Below are 16,811 nucleotides of genomic sequence, written 5' to 3'. Positions count from 1 at the left end.
ACCGCCCGGAATCCACCGCAGGGTGAAGGCTTCGGGGATGCACGCCGTCCTGCACGCCCTGTCCATCACCGGTTCCATGACCTGGGAGATCACCTGGGCCCTGATCCTCGGTTTCACGCTCTCCGCCGTCGTCCAGGCGGTGGTACGCAAGTCCACCGTCGTCTCCCTCCTGGGCGACGACCGCCCCCGCACCCTCGCCGTGGCGGCCGGACTCGGTATGGCCTCGTCGTCCTGCTCGTACGCCGCGGTGGCGCTCGCGCGCTCACTGTTCCGCAAGGGCGCCGACTTCACCGCGGCGATGGCCTTCGAGATCGCCTCGACCAACATGGTGGTCGAACTCGGCGTGATCCTCGCCCTGTTGATGGGCTGGCAGTTCACCGCGGCCGAGTTCACCGGCGGCCCCCTCATGATCGTCGTGCTGGCGCTGCTCTTCCGGCTGCTCCTGCGGGAGGGACTGCTGGAGCAGGCGCGCGAACAAGCCGGACACGGTCTGGCCGGTTCGATGGAGGGCCATGCCGCGATGGACATGTCCGTCCAGCGGGAGGGATCCTTCACGCGGCGGCTGTTCTCCCGGGAGGGCTTCACGGCGACCTCACACGTCTTCGTGATGGAGTGGGCGGCGATCCTGCGCGACCTGGTGATCGGCCTGCTCGTCGCCGGGGCCATCGCCGCCTGGGTCCCGGACTCCTTCTGGCGCGGCTTCTTCTTCGACGGCCACCCCCTGGCGGCCCGGCTGTGGGGCCCGGTCATCGGCCCGCTGGTCGCCATGGCCTCGTTCGTCTGCTCCATCGGGAACGTGCCGCTCGCGGTCGTGCTGTGGAAGGGCGGCATCAGCTTCGGCGGCGTCCTGGCGTTCATCTTCGCCGACCTGCTGATCCTGCCGATCCTCAACATCTACCGGAAGTACTACGGGGCACGGATGACGGCCTTCCTGCTCGTGGCCTTCTACGTGGCCATGGTCGTCGCCGGTTACGTCGTCGAGTTCGCCTTCGGCGGCCTGGGACTCGTCCCCGACCGGGCCGACGCGCGCATTCCGTCGGGCGGTGTCGGCTGGAACTACACGACCTGGCTGAACATCGTCTTCCTGGCTCTGGGCGCCGCGCTCCTGGTGCGGTTCTTCCGGACGGGCGGCCGGGCCATGCTCCGCATGATGGGCGGCCCTGAGCCCCGGGGCGGGCACGGCTGAGCCACGGTGTGTGTGCCGCAAGGGCACAAACCCTGCCCTCACAGCACACCCCAAGCCCCTTCCCAGTAGGCCGGAACGGAGGAGAATGGCCCCAGCCACCGCCCTTGTGGAAGGAACCACCGTGCACCGCCGTGACGCACACCCCTCGCACGCCACCGGCCAAGCCCATGACCGCTCGGCGGTCGTCCGCCCGTCGGCACGGACCGGCGGACCCGCGGCCCCCCTGCTGAACCTGCAGCGCACCGCGGGGAACGCAGCGGTGGCTCGCGCGGTGACAGCTGCCAGAACGGACGGGCGGCAGCCCGCCAGGCCCGCGCAGGCGGTGCAGAGGGCGGAGATGCGGAACACGCCCAAGGGCGAGTCGACGGGCTTCGGCGGCTCGCTCGACGAGGACGACGTCCGGCTGCTCACCGAGGCCGCCCAAGAGGTCCAGAAGGTCATGGAGGAGGCGCGGGCCAAGGACCCGGAGAAGGAGGTACTGCTCTTCATCGGTGTCGGAACGGGCAACCCGGCGGCCGCCTGGGGCAACCCCACCCACGGCGGTGTCGGCGGTATCACCAACGAGAACCAGCACTCCCCCGGCTTCCTCTCGGCGGCCGGAGAGGCGGGCTACACGGTCATCTCGGTCAACTTCAACGTCGGCTCGGGCAAGGAGCTCTCCCAGACCGGCGGCTCAGGACCCGTGGTGAAGCTGACGGTGCCCGCCCGGTTCCCGCTCGACGCGGACGGCCAGGAGAAGGCGAAGGGCGCCATGGCGGGCCTCCACGCGGCGGCCGCCCAGGCCAACCGCTTCGCCATCATGAACGCCGTCACACAGGCCGACTACCAGCCGCTGCTCGACCTGGCGGCCGCCAAGTCGAAGGGCCAGTCCGCCTACCTCAAGTCGTATATGCAAACCGGCGAGACCAGCGCCTTCTCCCCGATGAGCAAGAAGAAGGGGCAGCACATCGAAGGCAGCAAGTTCGCCTCGATGAGCGACGTCTTCCTCGCGGACGCGGAGTAGCCCCTCACGCGTACGGGGAACGAGCCCCCGCCCCCTCAGTGCCCCGGACCCGCCGATGGACCGCTCCGCCCCGGCCCGGTGGCAGCGCCCAGGGCCCGCTCGATCTCGGCGGCCGGAAAGGGCGTCCGCTTGCTCCCGGTGAGAAGGCGGCGGTGGAATTCGTCCATGACCAGGGCGGTCCTGGCATGCCGGTCGATGATCGCGGCGATCTCGGCCGGTACGTCGTCGGGCCGGTGGCCGGTGATCCACTCCCGCAGGAACACCTCGTGTTCCCTGCCGCCGCGCAGGCCGTCCGGCAGATGGTGGCGGAGCAGATGGCCTGCCGTGTGGCCGCGGTCGTAGAGGAGATGGCTGGAGAGGAACTCCGCCTCGGCGGGGCGGAGTTCGAAGCCGGAACTCAGGGCGAGCCCGAAATCCGCGAAGTAGAGCCGCCGGCCGTCGGTCAGGACATTGGCGAAGTGGGCGTCGAAGTGGACGAGTCCACGCGAGCGCATGAAGTCGCTCCCGCGCGCCAGTTCCTCATCGATCCAGGGGTACGGCGTCCCCGCCCCCGCCCCCGCCCCCGGACCGGCGGCCCGGTAGCCGTGCAGCCAGTCGGCGAGTGTGTGCGGGACATGTTCCAGGAAAAGCACCAGGCTGAACGAGGACCGGCCGATGGCCTCCAGCCGCGCACGTACGGCCGGTGACCCCTCCCAGTGCGCGACCGCCCCGTCGATGCCACCGAACTCGTCGGTGAAACCCCGGGGAGGAGAGTCGGGCAGCACACGCCAGTGGTACATCAGCGGAAAGCCCTCGTACTCCCTCCCGAGGACCCAGTTGGTGGTCATGACGTGTACGGCCAGCTCCCGCCAGGCTCCGAACCCGGCCGAGCCGACCCCGTACTGGTAGAACACCGGCAGCCCGAACAGGTTCGCCGTCGACCGCGTGTGCTCCGGCCGCAACTCGATGTCCGTGAGCGGGACCCGCTTGACGAAGACCCGCGTACCGTCGATGTCCGCCTCCGCCGCCCGGCCACCGATCCCTGTCCCGAGCGGACCGGCGGCAGCCACCAGCTCCCCGAGCCGGCGGTCGCTCAGCAGGGACAGGCGGGTCGCCACGGCGGTGCACGTGGCAAGCCGTGCGGCGTACCCGGAGCCGGGACACCGCACTGACGACTCCTCGGTGCCCTCGGCCGGGGCTTCGTTGATCTCGGGCACATGAGCGAGCCTAAGGCGTTTCCCGGCGGGTCCCCGGGGCGCACGGCTCGGCCTTCCCACGAGGACTGACGCAGCCGCACCCGGATCACCGTGCCGCGGCACGGGCCACTCCTCCAGCGGTGGCCACTCCTCCAACGTTCACTCCTTCAACGGTCACTCCTCCAGCGCCCGCGCCATCCCGTCGAGGTCCTGGAGGAGGACGGTCAGACGGTCCCCGGGAACGGCCCGGATCATGCGGGCCTCGATGGCGTACACCGAGGTCTGAGCGGCTGTCAGTAGCCGGCGCCCCTCATCGGTGAGCCTGACCGGGCGGGCGCGGCCGGTCTCCACGGTGTCGGGGCGGGCGGTCAGACCCGCGTCCAGCAGACCGCGCAGAACGACGTTCATCGACTGGCGGGTGACGAACGTGGCGCGGGCCAGTTCGGCGTTGGACAGATCCGGGCGGGCGGCGAGGACCTCCAGGCAGGAGTACTGCGGCACGGTCAGGCCGTGGGCGCGCAGCGCCCGGTCCATGGCGCCGCGCAGACCCGCGTGGGCGCGCTTGAGGCGGTACCCGACATGCTCGGTGACGTTCTCGGCGGGGTGCGGATCGACCGGTTCACGGCCCTGGATGTCCATGCTTTGACAACCTCTCGACGGGTTCGCTAGCTTCCACTATGTCAAAGTACTGACATCGACTGGGTGCCGGGTGCGAGCGCACGCCTGCCCGAGCGCCCGGCCACAAGCCGAACCACCAACCCCCACTGGCCGAACCACCGACTGAACCACGGGCCGGACCACCGGCCGAACAGGAGAACATCGCATGTCCCTCAGCATCGACGGCCCCGACTTCGTGGCCCTGCAGGTCCGCGACGTGGCAGCAGCCGCGGCCTTCTTCGAGGAGCAGCTCGGACTGCGCCGCACCCCCGCCGCCCCGCCCGGCGCGGTCGTCTTCGACACCAAGCCCTGCCCGTTCGCGGTCCGCGAGCCGCTGCCCGGCACCGACCTGGAAGCGGGCCGCCCGGGGCTCGGCGTCGCCCTGTGGTTCTCCACGTCCGACGCCCCGGCACTGCACGAGAAGCTGACAGCGGCGGGCGTCAAGATCCTCACACCGGTCTCCGACAGCCCGTTCGGCCCGGTGTTCTCCTTCGTCGGCCCCGAGGGCTACGTCCTTACCGTTCACGGGAGTTGAGCGCGTCCGCCGTCTCCCCCCACCCCCACTGAACCGCTCCCGCTCACGGCTTCCTTCCGGTTCCTGGAGCAGACGGCGGCCGTCCCCGTGCACGCCGGAATCAGCGTACGGGGACGGCCCGGCTCAGCCGCCTCGGGACAGCTCGGCCCCGGGTTCTCTCAGGGAGTGTGCAGCGCCGATGCGAGGGCGTGGACGGCGAGCGTGCGGGCGACATTGGCGGCGCGGGTGTCGCGCAGGCTATCCAGGAGGAGGAAGTCGTGGACCATCCCGGCCACGCGCAGCGAGGTGACGTCCACGCCGGCTTCCCGCAGCCGGTTGGCGTACTGCTCGCCCTCGTCCCGCAGCACGTCGGCCTCATCCGTGATGACCAGCGTGGGAGGCAGTCCCCGCAGCTGTTCCAAGGGGGCCCTGAGCGGGGAGGCGTACATCTCGGCGCGCTGGGCGGGTTCGGTGATGTAGGCGTCCCAGAACCACTTCATGCCGTCGCGGGTGAGGTAGTACCCCTCGGCGAACTGCAGGTAGGAGGGGGTGTTGAAGTCGGCGTTGGTGACCGGGTAGAGCAGGACCTGGGCCTTGAGGTCGATCCCGCCGCGCTCCTTGTTCATCAGCGCGAACACTGCGGACATGCAGCCGCCCACCGATTCGCCCGTGACGGCTACACGTGAGGCGTCCAGGCCGTGCTCCGCGCCGTGCGCCAGGACCCACTGGCCCACGGCGTAGTTCTGTTCCACCTGGGTGGGGTACCTGGCCTCCGGGGCCCGGTCGTAGACGGGAAAGACGCCCGCGGCGCCCGCACCGACGACGAGTTCACGGAAGAGGCGGTCGTGGGTCCTGTCGTCACCGAAGACCCAGCCGGCGCCATGGATGAAGAAGACCACCGGCAGTGGCCCGCTCGCCCCCTTGGGCCGGATGACGCGGGTACGGACGGTGCCCCACTGCCCGGCATCCACGTCGACCCACTCCTCGTCGACATCCGGGCGGCCCACACTGGTGTCGCTCTGGAGGTCGAGGAGGATCTGGCGTCCCTGCTCCGGGGGGACCTCGTAGATCCGCGGATGCGGGTCGGTCGCCTCGGCCAGTTCCCGTGCGGCGGGTTCGAGGTAGGGGGTGATGGGCGGCGGCATCTCGGTCATGACTGCTCCCTGTCCCGGGTACGTACCCTGTCGCGCTCCACATACCATGCGGCGCCTGCCGGACAGGGTGGCGCATTCCGCCCCATCCAGCACATATCGCCCCATCCATCGTCGCCTTTCGCCCGCGATGCGCAAACTGTCGCGGACTCGCGCCGGTACGCTCCCGGGCCGAAGTGGGGACCGGCCCGGCGCTCCGGAGAGGCGGGTGCCGCTGTGCCCGGCCGAGCACAGCGGTCACACATCCCGGCCGGGCCGAGCAGTCACGCGGTCCGGCCCGCGCTCGCACCCGTGCGCTGCCGCGATGCGGCCAGCCAGGCGCGGTATCGGCGCAGGGCCAGTCGCTGGCGGCCCTGCTCACCGAGCAGGGCGCACGCCGGGTGGGTACCGGGCCTGGGGGGCCGGTTGTGAGCGATGCGCCGCATCTGGTGGCGGACCTGAGCCATGACGGCGGCCGAGGCGAGGGCCTTGTCGGACCAGGACACCGGCCGAAGTTGCCGGTCGGCCTCGCGGCCGTTCCGCCAGCGGTCGGGCAGGTCCGGGGCGACGGAAAGGGCGGTGCCCATGCCGACGAGCGCCACCCCGCTGTCGAGGACCTTCTCCGCGCTCTCCCGGCGGGTGATGCCGCCGGTGAGCATCAGGGGCAGCGGGCTCACCTCGACCAGGTCCTTCGCCAGATCGAGGAAGTAGGCTTCGCGGACCCGCGTACGCGCATCGGCGGGGCGGCCGGTCATCGCCGGGCTCTCATAGCTGCCGCCGGACAGCTCGACCAGATCGACGCCGAGCGGCGCAAGCATCTCGATCACTTGGCGCGCATCGTCGGTGTCGAATCCGCCGCGCTGGAAGTCGGCGGAGTTGAGCTTCACGCCGACCCCGAAGGACGGCCGGACGGCGGCGCGCACGCCCCGGACGATGTCCAGCAGCAGCCGGGCCCGGTTCTCCAGCGACCCGCCCCATGCGTCGGTCCGCTTGTTGACCAGCGGAGAGAGGAACTGCGACAGCAGATAGCCATGCGCGGCATGGATCTCCACGCCGTCGAAGCCCGCCTCCTCGGCGCGGCGGGCCGTCACCGCGAACCGGGTCACCGTGGCATCGATCTGCTCAGGAGTCATGGCGACGGGACGACCGAAGCGGCCGCTGTGCCGGCCCAGATCGACCCCGACCGCGGAAGAACCCCACACCACGCCGGGCATTCCGGCCTGCACCTGGCGGCCAGGGTGGTTGATCTGCATCCACATCGCCCCACCGCCCGACTTGCCCGCCTCGGCCCACTCGGCGAACGGCCGCAACGGCGCGGCCTCGTCGAGCACGACACCCGCGGGACCGGTCAGCGCCTCGGCGTGCACCATGACGTTGCCGGTAATCAGCAGCCCGGTACCGCCCGCGGCCCAGCGCCGGTACAGCGCGAGAAGGTGCCGGCCGGGCAATTGGCCCTCATCGGCCAGGTTCTCCTCCATGGCCGCTTTCACGATCCGGTTGCCCAGCACCTGTCCGGAGCGCAGGGACAACGGCGAGAACAGCTCGCTGGTCATCCGATTCCCTCTCTACTCTGCTCAGCCGATGGGAAGCTCGACCGACAGGAATGAAACGATCGCCTAGAATGTGGTCAGTGCTCACATTAACCAGAGAATGTAAGCACCGCACACACGAGAGGGAGTGACCTGTGCCACAGGCGACCGCTTACCACCACGGCGACCTGCGCGCCGCCTGTCTGCGCGCCGCGCGCGAGCTGCTGGAGGAGGACGGCAGCTCCGCACTGTCGATGCGGGCCGTCGCGCGGCGCGCAGGCGTGTCACCGACCGCCCCCTACCGGCACTTCCCGGAACGCGAAGCGCTCGTCTCCGCGGTCGCGGCCGAGGGCTACCGCGAACTCACCGAGCACCTGGCCGCCGCCCACTCCGCACCCACGACCCCCGAGGAACTCGCGGCGGTCGCAGTCGCGTACGTCCGCTTCGCAGTCGACCATCCGGCGCTGTTCCGTGCGATGTTCGCCGAGCCCTGCGACCCCGGCAACGAGGAGCGGGCCGCCGCGACCGCGACCCTCTCGGAATACGTCCGCGCCATCGTCCGCCGCACCTTCCCCGGCGTCGACCCGGAGGCGCTGTGGACCTCGGTGTGGGCACTCGTCCACGGCCTGGCCTTCCTGCACCTCGACGGCAAGTTCGACACCGCCACCCCCGACACGGTCGCCGAGCAGGTCCGCACCACGGTCCTTGCGCTGTTCACCGCCGCCCCGGCGCTCGCGCGGACAACCTCGCCGGCGAAGTCATCGTCGACCGGGCGGCCGGCCCACTGAACCGGACCGGCGTCACACGGCGGACAAGCCGGTACGCCGCACCGGAAGCACCGGAAGCGGAAGGCGCTTCGCCATATCCGCAGCCCGGAAGGGTCCGGAAGGCGCTTCGCCGTACCGGCGGCTGAAAGCCTCTGCCCGCGTCAGCGCCACCGGACAAGGAGAGGGCGGACGACAGGCGGACGGAGAAGGAAGTCCATGTACTGCCGACTGACAGCCCGAAGCACGCCCCCCACGACGGACTCCGCCCCACCGGGATTTCCGGCGGAGCGAAGCCCGTCACCTTGGGAGCACGCGGCAACAGCCGTTCAGGCGGCGGGCCGGAGCCGTGCGACGAGATCGCGGCCACCGGCCTTGAAAGCGGGCGGGAACACCAACTTCAGCCCCTCGGGCTCGCCTTGGACGGTGAGGACGGTCTTCAGTCCCAGCCCCAGCAGGGCCCCGCTCAACGGCGCTGCCGCAATGAGCTCGCGCTCCAGCGACATCAGCGGCTTCCCCGGCTTACCGCTCGTGGTGGCGCCGTCGAGGAATATCAGGCGCCGGTCCGTCAGAGCCAGATACATGGGCCGCGGCTGGACGGTGGCGATGACAGTGCCCGCACTGAGCACCCCGACCACCGCGCTGGTGAGCACCTGACGCTTCACCGACACGGTCCCGGTCTTCGCCAGCCCCGTGAATTCGATCTGCTCCCCCGCCCCGAGCAATGGCGTCGCGGCGTCCACGACCTGGCGCTTCCGACGGCCGTTCATGACGCCGTGACCGCGACCGGCGCGTCCCAGGCGTCGCGGTCGATGGTGAGCGTGCCCCCGGTGTGCGTCACCTTCTTGTTGACGGCGAACTGGTGGCCGCGGCGGTGCCCGGTGTAGAGCTTCGAGGCGTACGGGAAGCCCTTGGTGGTCGAGTAGACGTCGTCGTAACGGGCGTACCAGAGGATCTCCGGCAGGTCCGTACGGGACTTCGCGTTGGCGACGACCGCGGCGCTGGAGTTGCTGAAGCCGTAGAAGCCGGACCAGTAGCCCTTGGCCTTGACGGTCTTGTCGAAGGACCGGATGTAGGCGAGGACGGTGTTCACGCAGGACGTGTTCTTCGGGTCGAAGTACTCCATGTCGAGGTAGACCGGGCTGCCGGCCTTCATCCCGAGCCCCGCCTCCTTCGCCACCGCGTCGGACGCGTCGGACGCCCCCAGCGATGTGGCGTTCGACGCGGTCATCTTCTCGGGGTTCCTACTGGTCTGGCAGGGCGGCTGCGCACCGACGTACAGCGGGATCAGCTTCCAGCCGGTGGCGCTCACGGACTTGACCCAGGAGGCGGTGAGGTTCGGCTGGGCGCAGCCCCGGTTCTTCCCGCCGACGTACACGGCGGCGCCGCGGTAGACCGACGTGGCGTACCAGCCCCTCATGGCGGTCAGCGACGGAGCGGTGCAGGTGTCGAAGGCATGCCCGGTGAAGATCTTCGGCGCGGGCCGGGAGACCGTACTCGCGGTGGCGGCCTCAGCGGCGAACGCACCACCGGCCAGGACGGCCACACCCGCCAGAGATATCCCGGCATAACGTCTCTTTTTGGACAGGCGGTGACTGGACACGAAGGCTGACCTCAATGATTTCGAAGAGAAGGAAGGGGGCCGAGCCGCGCGGATCGACAGCGGGCTCAGCGGCAGATCACGATCTCACGCCGGACACCCGAAAGTTGTTCCGATGAGCGCATCGCGCGAAGAGATTGAGGAAGTTTGGTGAATCCGTTACCGAACAGCCGTTCGCCCGACGGCGATTGCGAGCGAAGTCGCCAAACCCGTCAGGGCCATCGCACCCGACGTGAACGTTCCGGCCACATCGTCGTACTCAACTGGCCATGGGGGCGCGACGGTCGGTCTATGCGGCTTCTGCCGCGCCGAGGCGCTGGAGCAGGTCGAGCAGGGTCGCGCGGTCCGCTGCGGGCAGGGGGGCGAAGCAGGCGGCGAGGACCTCGTCGGCGATCTTGTGGCCGGCCGTCAGGACCTGCTCGCCGACAGGGGTGAGGTGGTGCTCGATACGCCGGCCATGTCCCGGCCGGCGCTCGACCGTGCCCTGGGCGGTCAGCCGGCGGACCAGCGTCCCGAAGGCCTGCTCGGTCTGGAACGTCGCCACGGCCAGCTCCCGGGCCGATGCCCCGGGTGTGCGGCTGATCGCGCGCAGGGCATCCCACTGGGCCAGCGTGGTGCCGACGGCCGAGAGCGCACTGTCGAGCGCCCGGTGCTGCCGGTACTGGGCCTGCTTGACCGCTCTGCCAAGGTCTTGCAGCTCACCGTTCACAGACCGAAGCCTACGTCATGACCAAGCTAGCTTATATAAAGATGTTTAGTTACTCTGCAGCCATGCCCACGGATTCCACCACAGCCCTCTGCTCCGACCTGCACCTCACCCTGTCCGAGGCCGGAGCCGGCAGGCCGGTCCTCCTCCTGCACGGCGGCGGGGGACCGGCCACGGTCACCGGCCTCGCCCGGCACATCTCCCGTACCGCACACGCCATCACGCCCGTACATCCCGGCTGGGACGGCACTCACCGTCCCGAATGGCTTACCGGCATTGACGACCTCGCCCTCACCTACCTCCACCTCCTGCACGACCGCGGACTGCACGATGTCCTCGTCATCGGCTCCTCGCTCGGCGGCTGGATCGCCGCCGAGATGGCCGTACGCGACACCGCGGGAATCATCACCGGCCTCATCCTGATCGACGCCGTCGGCGTGAACGTCGAATCCGAACCGATCACCGACTTCTTCGCCCTCGACGCGCGCGGCGTGGCCGAACACTCCTGGCACGACCCGGACCGCTACTACGTCGACCCCGCCGGCACCCCATCCGACGAACTCGCCCGCCGCCAGGCCAACCTGGCCACCATGCGCACCCTCGCGGGCGGCCCCTCCATGCACGACCGCAAACTCCTGCGCCGGCTCGGTCGTGTGCAGGCGCCGGCCCTCCTGATCTGGGGAGAGAGCGACCGCGTCGTCACCCCCGCGTACGGTGCGGCATACGCCGGGGCCTTCGCCAACGGCACGCTCCGGGTCGTCCCCGAGGCGGGCCACCTTCCGCACATCGAACAGCCGGAAGCCACCACCGCCTTGATCGACGCCCACCTGCACGAGACGACCACCCGCGCTATCCATACGGAGTGACCGTTGGCGGCCGGTTGCCTTCCCAGCAGCCGGCCGTCCGTGGGAAACCACAACTGGCCACCGTCAGGGGCGCCGGGGGCTGCCGCGTCCTCATCGACGTCGAACCATGCGGTGGCGACGTCTCCGCGGAGCGCGTTCGTGATCAGTCGCGTCACCGCGCTGCCCGGCCCTCGTCCGGGCGCCCCCGGCCGGCCCTGGACAGCGGAGTAAGCCGGCCGCCCCACAGGTCGCAACCACCTTCGAGGAGTCCGAGGCCCGAACCGGGTGCGTGACCCCCGCCGTTACGATGGGGGCCGTTTGCCCGCAGGGAGTTGAAGATGCCGAGCCGCCGCCCGGAGGAGACCGCCTCCAACACGCCGTGGAACCAGACGTTCAACCACTCGATGTGGCGCGCGAACAACGCCGTGTCCCGTGCCCTGAACGAGCGGCTGCGCCCCCTCGACGTCACGATGACGCAACTCGGGATCGTGCTCACGCTCGACCAGAACGGGCCGCTGTCCGGGGCGGATCTGGCCCGGGGACAGAACATCACACCGCAGAGCGTGACCACCGCGCTCGCGCATCTGGAGCGGATCGGGTGGATCGAGCGGCGCCCGCACGCCGTACACAAACGGGTTCTGCTGGTCGAGCCGACCGAGGCAGGACTGCGCGGCATGGCCCAGGGGCGGCAGCTCGTCGAAACAGTCGTGGAACAGCTCTCCGACGTGGTCGGCGGGCCCGAGGAGCTGGCCCGTCTGACACTCGGCATGCGTCGTATCGCCATCGCCTTCGACGGGCCCGACTCCCCCGTGGCCCGTATGTGGCCCGATCCGCCCGGAACCGGCTGAGAGCACCACCGGCTGAGAGCACCGGACCACCTTCACCCACCCCGGTCTCAGCCATTTGGGACTTTGTCAGGCGCCTGATAACTTGGTCATCGCGTTCGATCAGGAGGGCCGTCTCACCATGTCCGCGATATCCACCCCCCATCACCGCGCCGTCGCCCGTCCGGCTCTGACCACGGTGCTGGCATGTCTCGGGATGTTCGCCGCGTATGTACCCATCGGCAGCGTCTCGGTGTCCCTGTCGCGCATCCAGCAGGGGCTCGGCGCCTCCACGTCCGACCTGCAATGGGTCTCCGACGCGTTCATCCTGCCGATGGCGGCGCTGATCCTCACCTTCGGCCTGATCGGTGACCTCTACGGCCGCAAGAAGGCCTACCTCGCGGGCATGCTCCTGTTCGCCGCCGGTTCCGTGACCTCCCTGACCGCCCACAGTGTCGAGCAGGTCTGGGTCGGCCAGGCCGTCGCCGGCGCGGGTGCCGCGGCTCTCGCCTCCTCCACGCTCGCCCTGATCAGCCACGCCTACCCCGACTTCCGGGCCAGGGCCAAGGCCATCGCCGCCTGGGCCGCGTCCCTGAGTATCGGCATGGCTCTCGGCCCGGTGATCAGCGGCGTCATCCTGGAGCACGCCACCTGGCGCTGGATCTTCCTGCCCGCCGCCGTCATCACCGCCGTCACCGGCCTGGTCGCCGTGCGGTTGCTTGAGGACTCGCGCTCCGCGCACGGCCGCGCCATCGACATCCCCGGGCAGATCGCCGCGGTCGTCTTCATCATCGGCCTGATCTACGGCGTGATCGAGGGCGGCGGCGCCGACGGCTGGGGCCGGACCAACGTCGTCGTGGCGTTCGTCGCCGCCGCACTCGGCCTGGTCGCCTTCATCGTCGCCGAGCTGCGGTCCGCCTCGCCGATGCTCTCCCTGAAGCTGTTCGCGGTACGCCCCTTCACCGGCGCCGGCATCGTCAACGCGGTCGTGATGTTCGGGATGATCGGGTCCGTCTTCGTCCTCAGTCTCTTCTTCGGCAGCGTCCAGCAGCTCTCCGTCCTCGATATCGCCTGGCGGATGCTGGTCTTCAACGGCGTCTCCGTCGTCGCCGGCCCACTCGTCGGCCGCCTGATGGGCAAGATCGCCCCGGGCATCCTCCTCTGCGCCGGCCTGCTCGGCGTCGGCGGCGCCATGCTGTGGCTGACCGGCCTGGAGCCCGGCTCGGGATTCGGCGCGATGGCCGGGCCGCTCGCCCTGTTCGGCCTCGGCATGGGCTTTGTGATGACGCCGATCAGCGCGGTCGCCGTCGGCAGCGTCCCGCACCACCTGGCGGGCATGGCGGGCGCGGGCAACAACACCCTGCGCCAGCTCGGCGGCGCCCTCGGCCCCGCGGTTCTCGGCGCCGTGCTCACCAGCCGGCTCACGTCGGCCCTGCCCGGGCACCTCGCGGACTCCGGTTTGCCCGTCGCCGACCAGCAGCGGGTGGGCACGGCGCTCGCTCAGGGCGGCGTGGGTGCCGCGGGCCACCTCGGGCTCTCCCCTGAGGCGACCCGCCCCGCGCTCGGTGCGATCGGGGCGAGTTTCACCGATGCCGTCCATGTCTGCATGACCGTGGGCGCGGCCGGAATCCTGGTGGCCCTGATCTTCACGGCCCTGCTGATCGGCTTCCGCCGCCCGCAGCCGGCCCACCCGGCCCCGGCCCCCACCGGGGAAGAGCTGCCGGCCCCCGCCCGGGACGAGCGACCGGCCCCCGTACCGGCGAAGGAGCAGGGCACGCGGTCGGAGCAGGCCCAGGGAGCCCCCGCCCAGACCGGTCCCGCCCTCTGCGGCCGTGTGCACAGCTCCACCGGCACCTCCCGCCCCACGGTCACCCTGATCTCCATGACGGGCCGTCAACTGGCCCGGACAGTCGTACGTTCCGACGGCGGGTACGAGCTCGCCGCACCCGGCGCCGGTACCTACGTACTGATCGCGGCGGCCGAGGGGCACCAGCCGCAGGCGGCCACCGCCGTCGTCGGCGACGAGCCTCTCGCGTACGACATCGTGCTTTCCGGCGCGCGGGACCTGCGCGGGGTGGTCAGCGGCGCGGACGGGCTGCCGATCGCCGCCACGGTGCTTGTGACCGATGTGCTCGGCGAAGTGCTCGGAGCCGAACAGACCGGCCCCGGCGGGGAGTTCACCTTCACCGGGCTGCCCGCCGGTGAGTTCACCGTCGCCGCCAACGCGGCGGGACACCGGCCCACCGCCGTGCCCGTCGTGGTCGGCGACGGCGCCCCCGGCCGGGTGGAGATCACCCTCACCGCGGGCGTCCGGCTCCGCGGGGCGGTGCGTTCCGGAGCCGGCCGGCGGCCACTGCCGGACGCCCGCGTCACGCTCGTCGACGCGACGGGCACGGTCGCCGCGACGGCCACGACCGACGCGTACGGCGCGTACGCCTTCGCCGACCTGGAGGCGGGCGAGTACTCCGTCATCGCCAGCGGCTACCCGCCCGTCGCCACCCCGCTGCGCGTCACGGGCTCCGGCACCGACGCCCTCGACATCGACCTGGCCCACCCGGGGACCTGAGCCGGTTCTCCGCCTCCGGTCGGCGCTCGGTGCGACGAGCCGCACCGTCCGACGGAGGGTTCCGCTGACGGGGCAACACCGGGCCGCACGGGGCGGCACCGGGCAACACGGGGTGGCATGGGGGCGGCACCGGGCACGGGGCGGCACCGGGCGGCACGGTGAAGCAAGGTTCGGCGCGGCACGGCGCGGCACGGCGAGGCGAGGCACGGTGAGGCGCGGCACGGCGAGGCGCGGCACGGCACGGCACGGCACGGCACGGCACGGCACGGCGAGGCACGGTGAGGCGCCCGCCCGGACCCCCCAGTGCTCTTCACCGTTCTTCCCCAAGGCCCCGGGAACCTCGCCGCCCCCGGATCTTCCCGGAGAGGCCCCCGTTCTCATCCGAGTCCGCGTGGCGAGACGGCCATTGACCGTACGGCCGGTTCGTCGCTACGTTCTGCGCCATGTTGCGTACAGCACTGCTCACCACGCGCGGTCATATCGACCTGCTGCGGGTGGCCTCGGCCGCGTGTCGTCGCGGCTGCTGACGCCCTTCCCACCTCTGCGCGAAACGCTGTAGCCCCTACGGCCCAGCGGACACCGCGCCCCCTCTCCATGCCCGGTGCGGACACGCCGCCCGCCGTGGCCTCCATGGCGTCTGCCTGATTCCCGTACCGGCCCGGCCCTGCGCCGAGGGCCGGGCGATGAGCTGCGCCTCCCCGTCCGAGGAGACCTCCATGACCGTCGACCACGCGCCGCCCGACACAGCGCCCACATCACCATCCGTCCCGTCCTTCGAGCTGGAGACCGTCACTCCCGTCAGCAGCCGCATCGGCGGACTGCGTTCCGTCCCCCGATGGGCGCGCCGCACCATCGGCCCCCTGCTGCTCCTCGTCCTGTGGCAGGTGCTCAGCGCCACAGGTGTCCTGCATCCCGACATCCTGGCCTCGCCCGGGACCATCGCCCGCGCGGGGCGGGATCTGGTCGACGACGGCACTCTGCCCTCCGCGATGGGCATCTCGCTGCAGCGCGTCGCACTGGGGCTGTTGCTCGGCGGGGTGGCGGGCACCGGGCTCGCGCTGATCTCCGGGCTCTCCCGGCTCGGTGAGGACCTGGTCGACGCGAGCGTGCAGATGCTGCGCACCGTTCCGTGGGTCGGGCTGATCCCCCTTTTCATCATCTGGCTGGGGATCGGCGAGGCGCCCAAGGTGGCGCTCATCGCCCTCGGTGTCGCGTTCCACCTCTATCTCAATGTGTACGCCGGGATCCGCGGCGTCGACGAACAGCTCATCGAGGCCGGTGAGTCGCTGGGGCTCGGCCGGTGGGGGCTGATCCGCCATGTGATCCTGCCGGGCGCGCTGCCCGGGGCGATGACCGGACTGCGCTACTCCCTGGCCACCGCCTGGCTGGCCCTGGTCTTCGGGGAGTCCATCAACGCGGACGCAGGCATCGGCTTCCTGATGAACCAGGCGCGCGAGTTCTTCCGTACCGATGTGATCGTCGTCTGCCTCGTCGTCTACGCCTTCCTCGGCCTCGCGGCCGACGCCATCGTCCGCACTCTGGAAAGGCTGCTGCTGCAATGGCGACCGACGTTCAAGGGCCAGTGACCACCGCAGCGGTACGGGTCGAGGGGCTGACCCGTACCTTCGACGGCCGACCGGTCATCGACCGGCTCGATCTCACCCTGCGCCCGGGAGAGTTCACCGCACTGCTCGGGCGCAGCGGATGCGGCAAGTCGACCCTGCTGCGCATCCTGGCCGGGCTCGACCGTGAGATCGAGGGGACCGCCCTGGTCCCGAAGAAACGGGCGGTGGCCTTCCAGGCCCCGCGGCTGATGCCATGGAAACGCGTCTGGCGCAACGTGCTGCTCGGCCTGGACGGGCGCCCCGAACGGGCCGTCGCGGAGCGCGCGTTGGAAGAGGTGGGCCTCGCGCACCGCTCGGGCGCCTGGCCGAAGACGCTCTCCGGCGGCGAGGCCCAGCGCGCCTCGCTCGCCCGAGCCCTGGTGCGTGAGCCCGATCTCCTGCTCCTCGACGAACCGTTCGGCGCTCTCGACGCACTGACCCGGATCAAGGCCCAGCAGCTGGTGGCGGAGTTGTGGCAACGGCGTGGCTGCGCCGTACTGCTGGTCACCCACGACGTGGACGAGGCGCTGCTCCTCGCGGACCGGGCGCTGGTCATGCGTGACGGAGTCATCGCCTACGAGACATCCGTCGCCCTGGACCGTCCTCGCTCCGCCGCAGGCCCCCGGTTCGCCGGGCTGCGTTCCCGCCTGCTCACGGAGCTGGGCGTCGACGAGCCCGCCCCCGCCGTCTGAACCGCCCGGGCCCCTC

General features: G+C 70.9%; 17 protein-coding genes. 10 read left to right on the top strand and 7 right to left on the bottom strand.

Annotated elements, in window-relative coordinates; genetic code table 11:
* Window positions 1-37 precede the first annotated feature (37 nt).
* Together ACWGKJ_RS05685 and ACWGKJ_RS05680 are read left to right on the top strand one after the other, a co-directional pair.
* Window positions 38-1,186, top strand: a complete 1,149-nt coding sequence (locus ACWGKJ_RS05685; RefSeq protein WP_385024553.1) for a permease — start codon at window positions 38-40, stop codon at window positions 1,184-1,186.
* Between the two features lie 121 nt (window positions 1,187-1,307).
* Entirely contained in the window at window positions 1,308-2,189 is an 882-nt protein-coding gene (locus ACWGKJ_RS05680) for a hypothetical protein (RefSeq protein ID WP_385024555.1), read from the top strand.
* A 35-nt stretch (window positions 2,190-2,224) separates the two neighbouring features.
* On the opposite strand, the gene ACWGKJ_RS05675 is transcribed toward ACWGKJ_RS05680, so the two are convergent.
* Together ACWGKJ_RS05675 and ACWGKJ_RS05670 are read right to left on the bottom strand one after the other, a co-directional pair.
* Window positions 2,225-3,337, bottom strand: coding sequence for a protein kinase family protein (locus ACWGKJ_RS05675; RefSeq protein WP_385024622.1), 1,113 nt, complete (start codon window positions 3,335-3,337; stop codon window positions 2,225-2,227).
* 201 nt (window positions 3,338-3,538) lie between these two features.
* Window positions 3,539-4,003 (bottom strand): MarR family winged helix-turn-helix transcriptional regulator, encoded by a 465-nt coding sequence (locus tag ACWGKJ_RS05670; RefSeq protein ID WP_385024557.1) that lies wholly within the window; start codon window positions 4,001-4,003, stop codon window positions 3,539-3,541.
* 184 nt (window positions 4,004-4,187) lie between these two features.
* Between ACWGKJ_RS05670 and ACWGKJ_RS05665 the strand changes: the two genes are divergently transcribed.
* Window positions 4,188-4,556, top strand: coding sequence for a VOC family protein (locus ACWGKJ_RS05665; RefSeq protein ID WP_385024559.1), 369 nt, complete (start codon window positions 4,188-4,190; stop codon window positions 4,554-4,556).
* Between the two features lie 158 nt (window positions 4,557-4,714).
* On the opposite strand, the gene ACWGKJ_RS05660 is transcribed toward ACWGKJ_RS05665, so the two are convergent.
* Window positions 4,715-5,689: an alpha/beta hydrolase gene (locus ACWGKJ_RS05660; RefSeq protein WP_385024561.1), complete on the bottom strand. Its 975-nt coding sequence runs from the start codon at window positions 5,687-5,689 to the stop codon at window positions 4,715-4,717.
* Window positions 5,690-5,949: 260 nt separating this feature from the next.
* Window positions 5,950-7,218, bottom strand: coding sequence for an NADH:flavin oxidoreductase/NADH oxidase family protein (locus tag ACWGKJ_RS05655; RefSeq protein WP_385024563.1), 1,269 nt, complete (start codon window positions 7,216-7,218; stop codon window positions 5,950-5,952).
* Window positions 7,219-7,349: 131 nt separating this feature from the next.
* Here ACWGKJ_RS05655 and ACWGKJ_RS05650 point away from each other — a divergent pair, with 131 nt between their 5' ends.
* On the top strand, window positions 7,350-7,982 hold the full coding sequence (locus ACWGKJ_RS05650) for a TetR/AcrR family transcriptional regulator (RefSeq protein WP_385024564.1): 633 nt from the start codon (window positions 7,350-7,352) through the stop codon (window positions 7,980-7,982).
* Window positions 7,983-8,287: 305 nt separating this feature from the next.
* Here the strand turns inward: ACWGKJ_RS05650 and ACWGKJ_RS05645 are convergent, their stop codons facing one another.
* The 3 genes from ACWGKJ_RS05645 to ACWGKJ_RS05635 form a co-directional block, all read right to left on the bottom strand.
* Complete coding sequence (locus tag ACWGKJ_RS05645) at window positions 8,288-8,701, bottom strand: hypothetical protein (protein WP_385024566.1); 414 nt, start codon at window positions 8,699-8,701, stop codon at window positions 8,288-8,290.
* Window positions 8,702-8,724: 23 nt separating this feature from the next.
* The gene (locus ACWGKJ_RS05640) at window positions 8,725-9,561 is read right to left on the bottom strand and encodes a glycoside hydrolase domain-containing protein (protein WP_385024568.1); all 837 of its coding nucleotides are present in this window, start codon (window positions 9,559-9,561) and stop codon (window positions 8,725-8,727) included.
* A gap of 286 nt (window positions 9,562-9,847) precedes the next feature.
* Window positions 9,848-10,267 carry a MarR family winged helix-turn-helix transcriptional regulator gene (locus ACWGKJ_RS05635; protein WP_385024570.1) on the bottom strand — a complete coding sequence of 140 codons (420 nt, stop codon included), beginning with the start codon at window positions 10,265-10,267 and terminating at the stop codon, window positions 9,848-9,850.
* 62 nt (window positions 10,268-10,329) lie between these two features.
* Here ACWGKJ_RS05635 and ACWGKJ_RS05630 point away from each other — a divergent pair, with 62 nt between their 5' ends.
* From ACWGKJ_RS05630 to ACWGKJ_RS05605, 6 genes are all read left to right on the top strand, one after another.
* On the top strand, window positions 10,330-11,130 hold the full coding sequence (locus tag ACWGKJ_RS05630) for an alpha/beta fold hydrolase (RefSeq protein ID WP_385024572.1): 801 nt from the start codon (window positions 10,330-10,332) through the stop codon (window positions 11,128-11,130).
* A 317-nt stretch (window positions 11,131-11,447) separates the two neighbouring features.
* Window positions 11,448-11,957 (top strand): MarR family winged helix-turn-helix transcriptional regulator, encoded by a 510-nt coding sequence (locus ACWGKJ_RS05625; RefSeq protein WP_385024574.1) that lies wholly within the window; start codon window positions 11,448-11,450, stop codon window positions 11,955-11,957.
* Between the two features lie 118 nt (window positions 11,958-12,075).
* Window positions 12,076-14,499, top strand: a complete 2,424-nt coding sequence (locus tag ACWGKJ_RS05620; protein ID WP_385024576.1) for an MFS transporter — start codon at window positions 12,076-12,078, stop codon at window positions 14,497-14,499.
* A gap of 443 nt (window positions 14,500-14,942) precedes the next feature.
* Complete coding sequence (locus ACWGKJ_RS05615; RefSeq protein WP_351816447.1) at window positions 14,943-15,026, top strand: putative leader peptide; 84 nt, start codon at window positions 14,943-14,945, stop codon at window positions 15,024-15,026.
* 189 nt (window positions 15,027-15,215) lie between these two features.
* Entirely contained in the window at window positions 15,216-16,085 is an 870-nt protein-coding gene (locus tag ACWGKJ_RS05610) for an ABC transporter permease (RefSeq protein WP_385024578.1), read from the top strand.
* A complete protein-coding gene (locus ACWGKJ_RS05605) occupies window positions 16,058-16,795 on the top strand; it encodes an ABC transporter ATP-binding protein (RefSeq protein WP_385024580.1) in 738 nt (245 codons plus the stop codon). The genes ACWGKJ_RS05610 and ACWGKJ_RS05605 overlap by 28 nt, the downstream gene beginning before the upstream one ends.
* The last annotated feature ends 16 nt before the right edge of the window (window positions 16,796-16,811 follow it).

Source organism: Streptomyces sp. NPDC054757, from assembly GCF_053612185.1.
The sequence above is the reverse complement of the archived record's forward strand: the minus strand, read 5'-3'. Positions and strand labels throughout refer to the sequence as shown.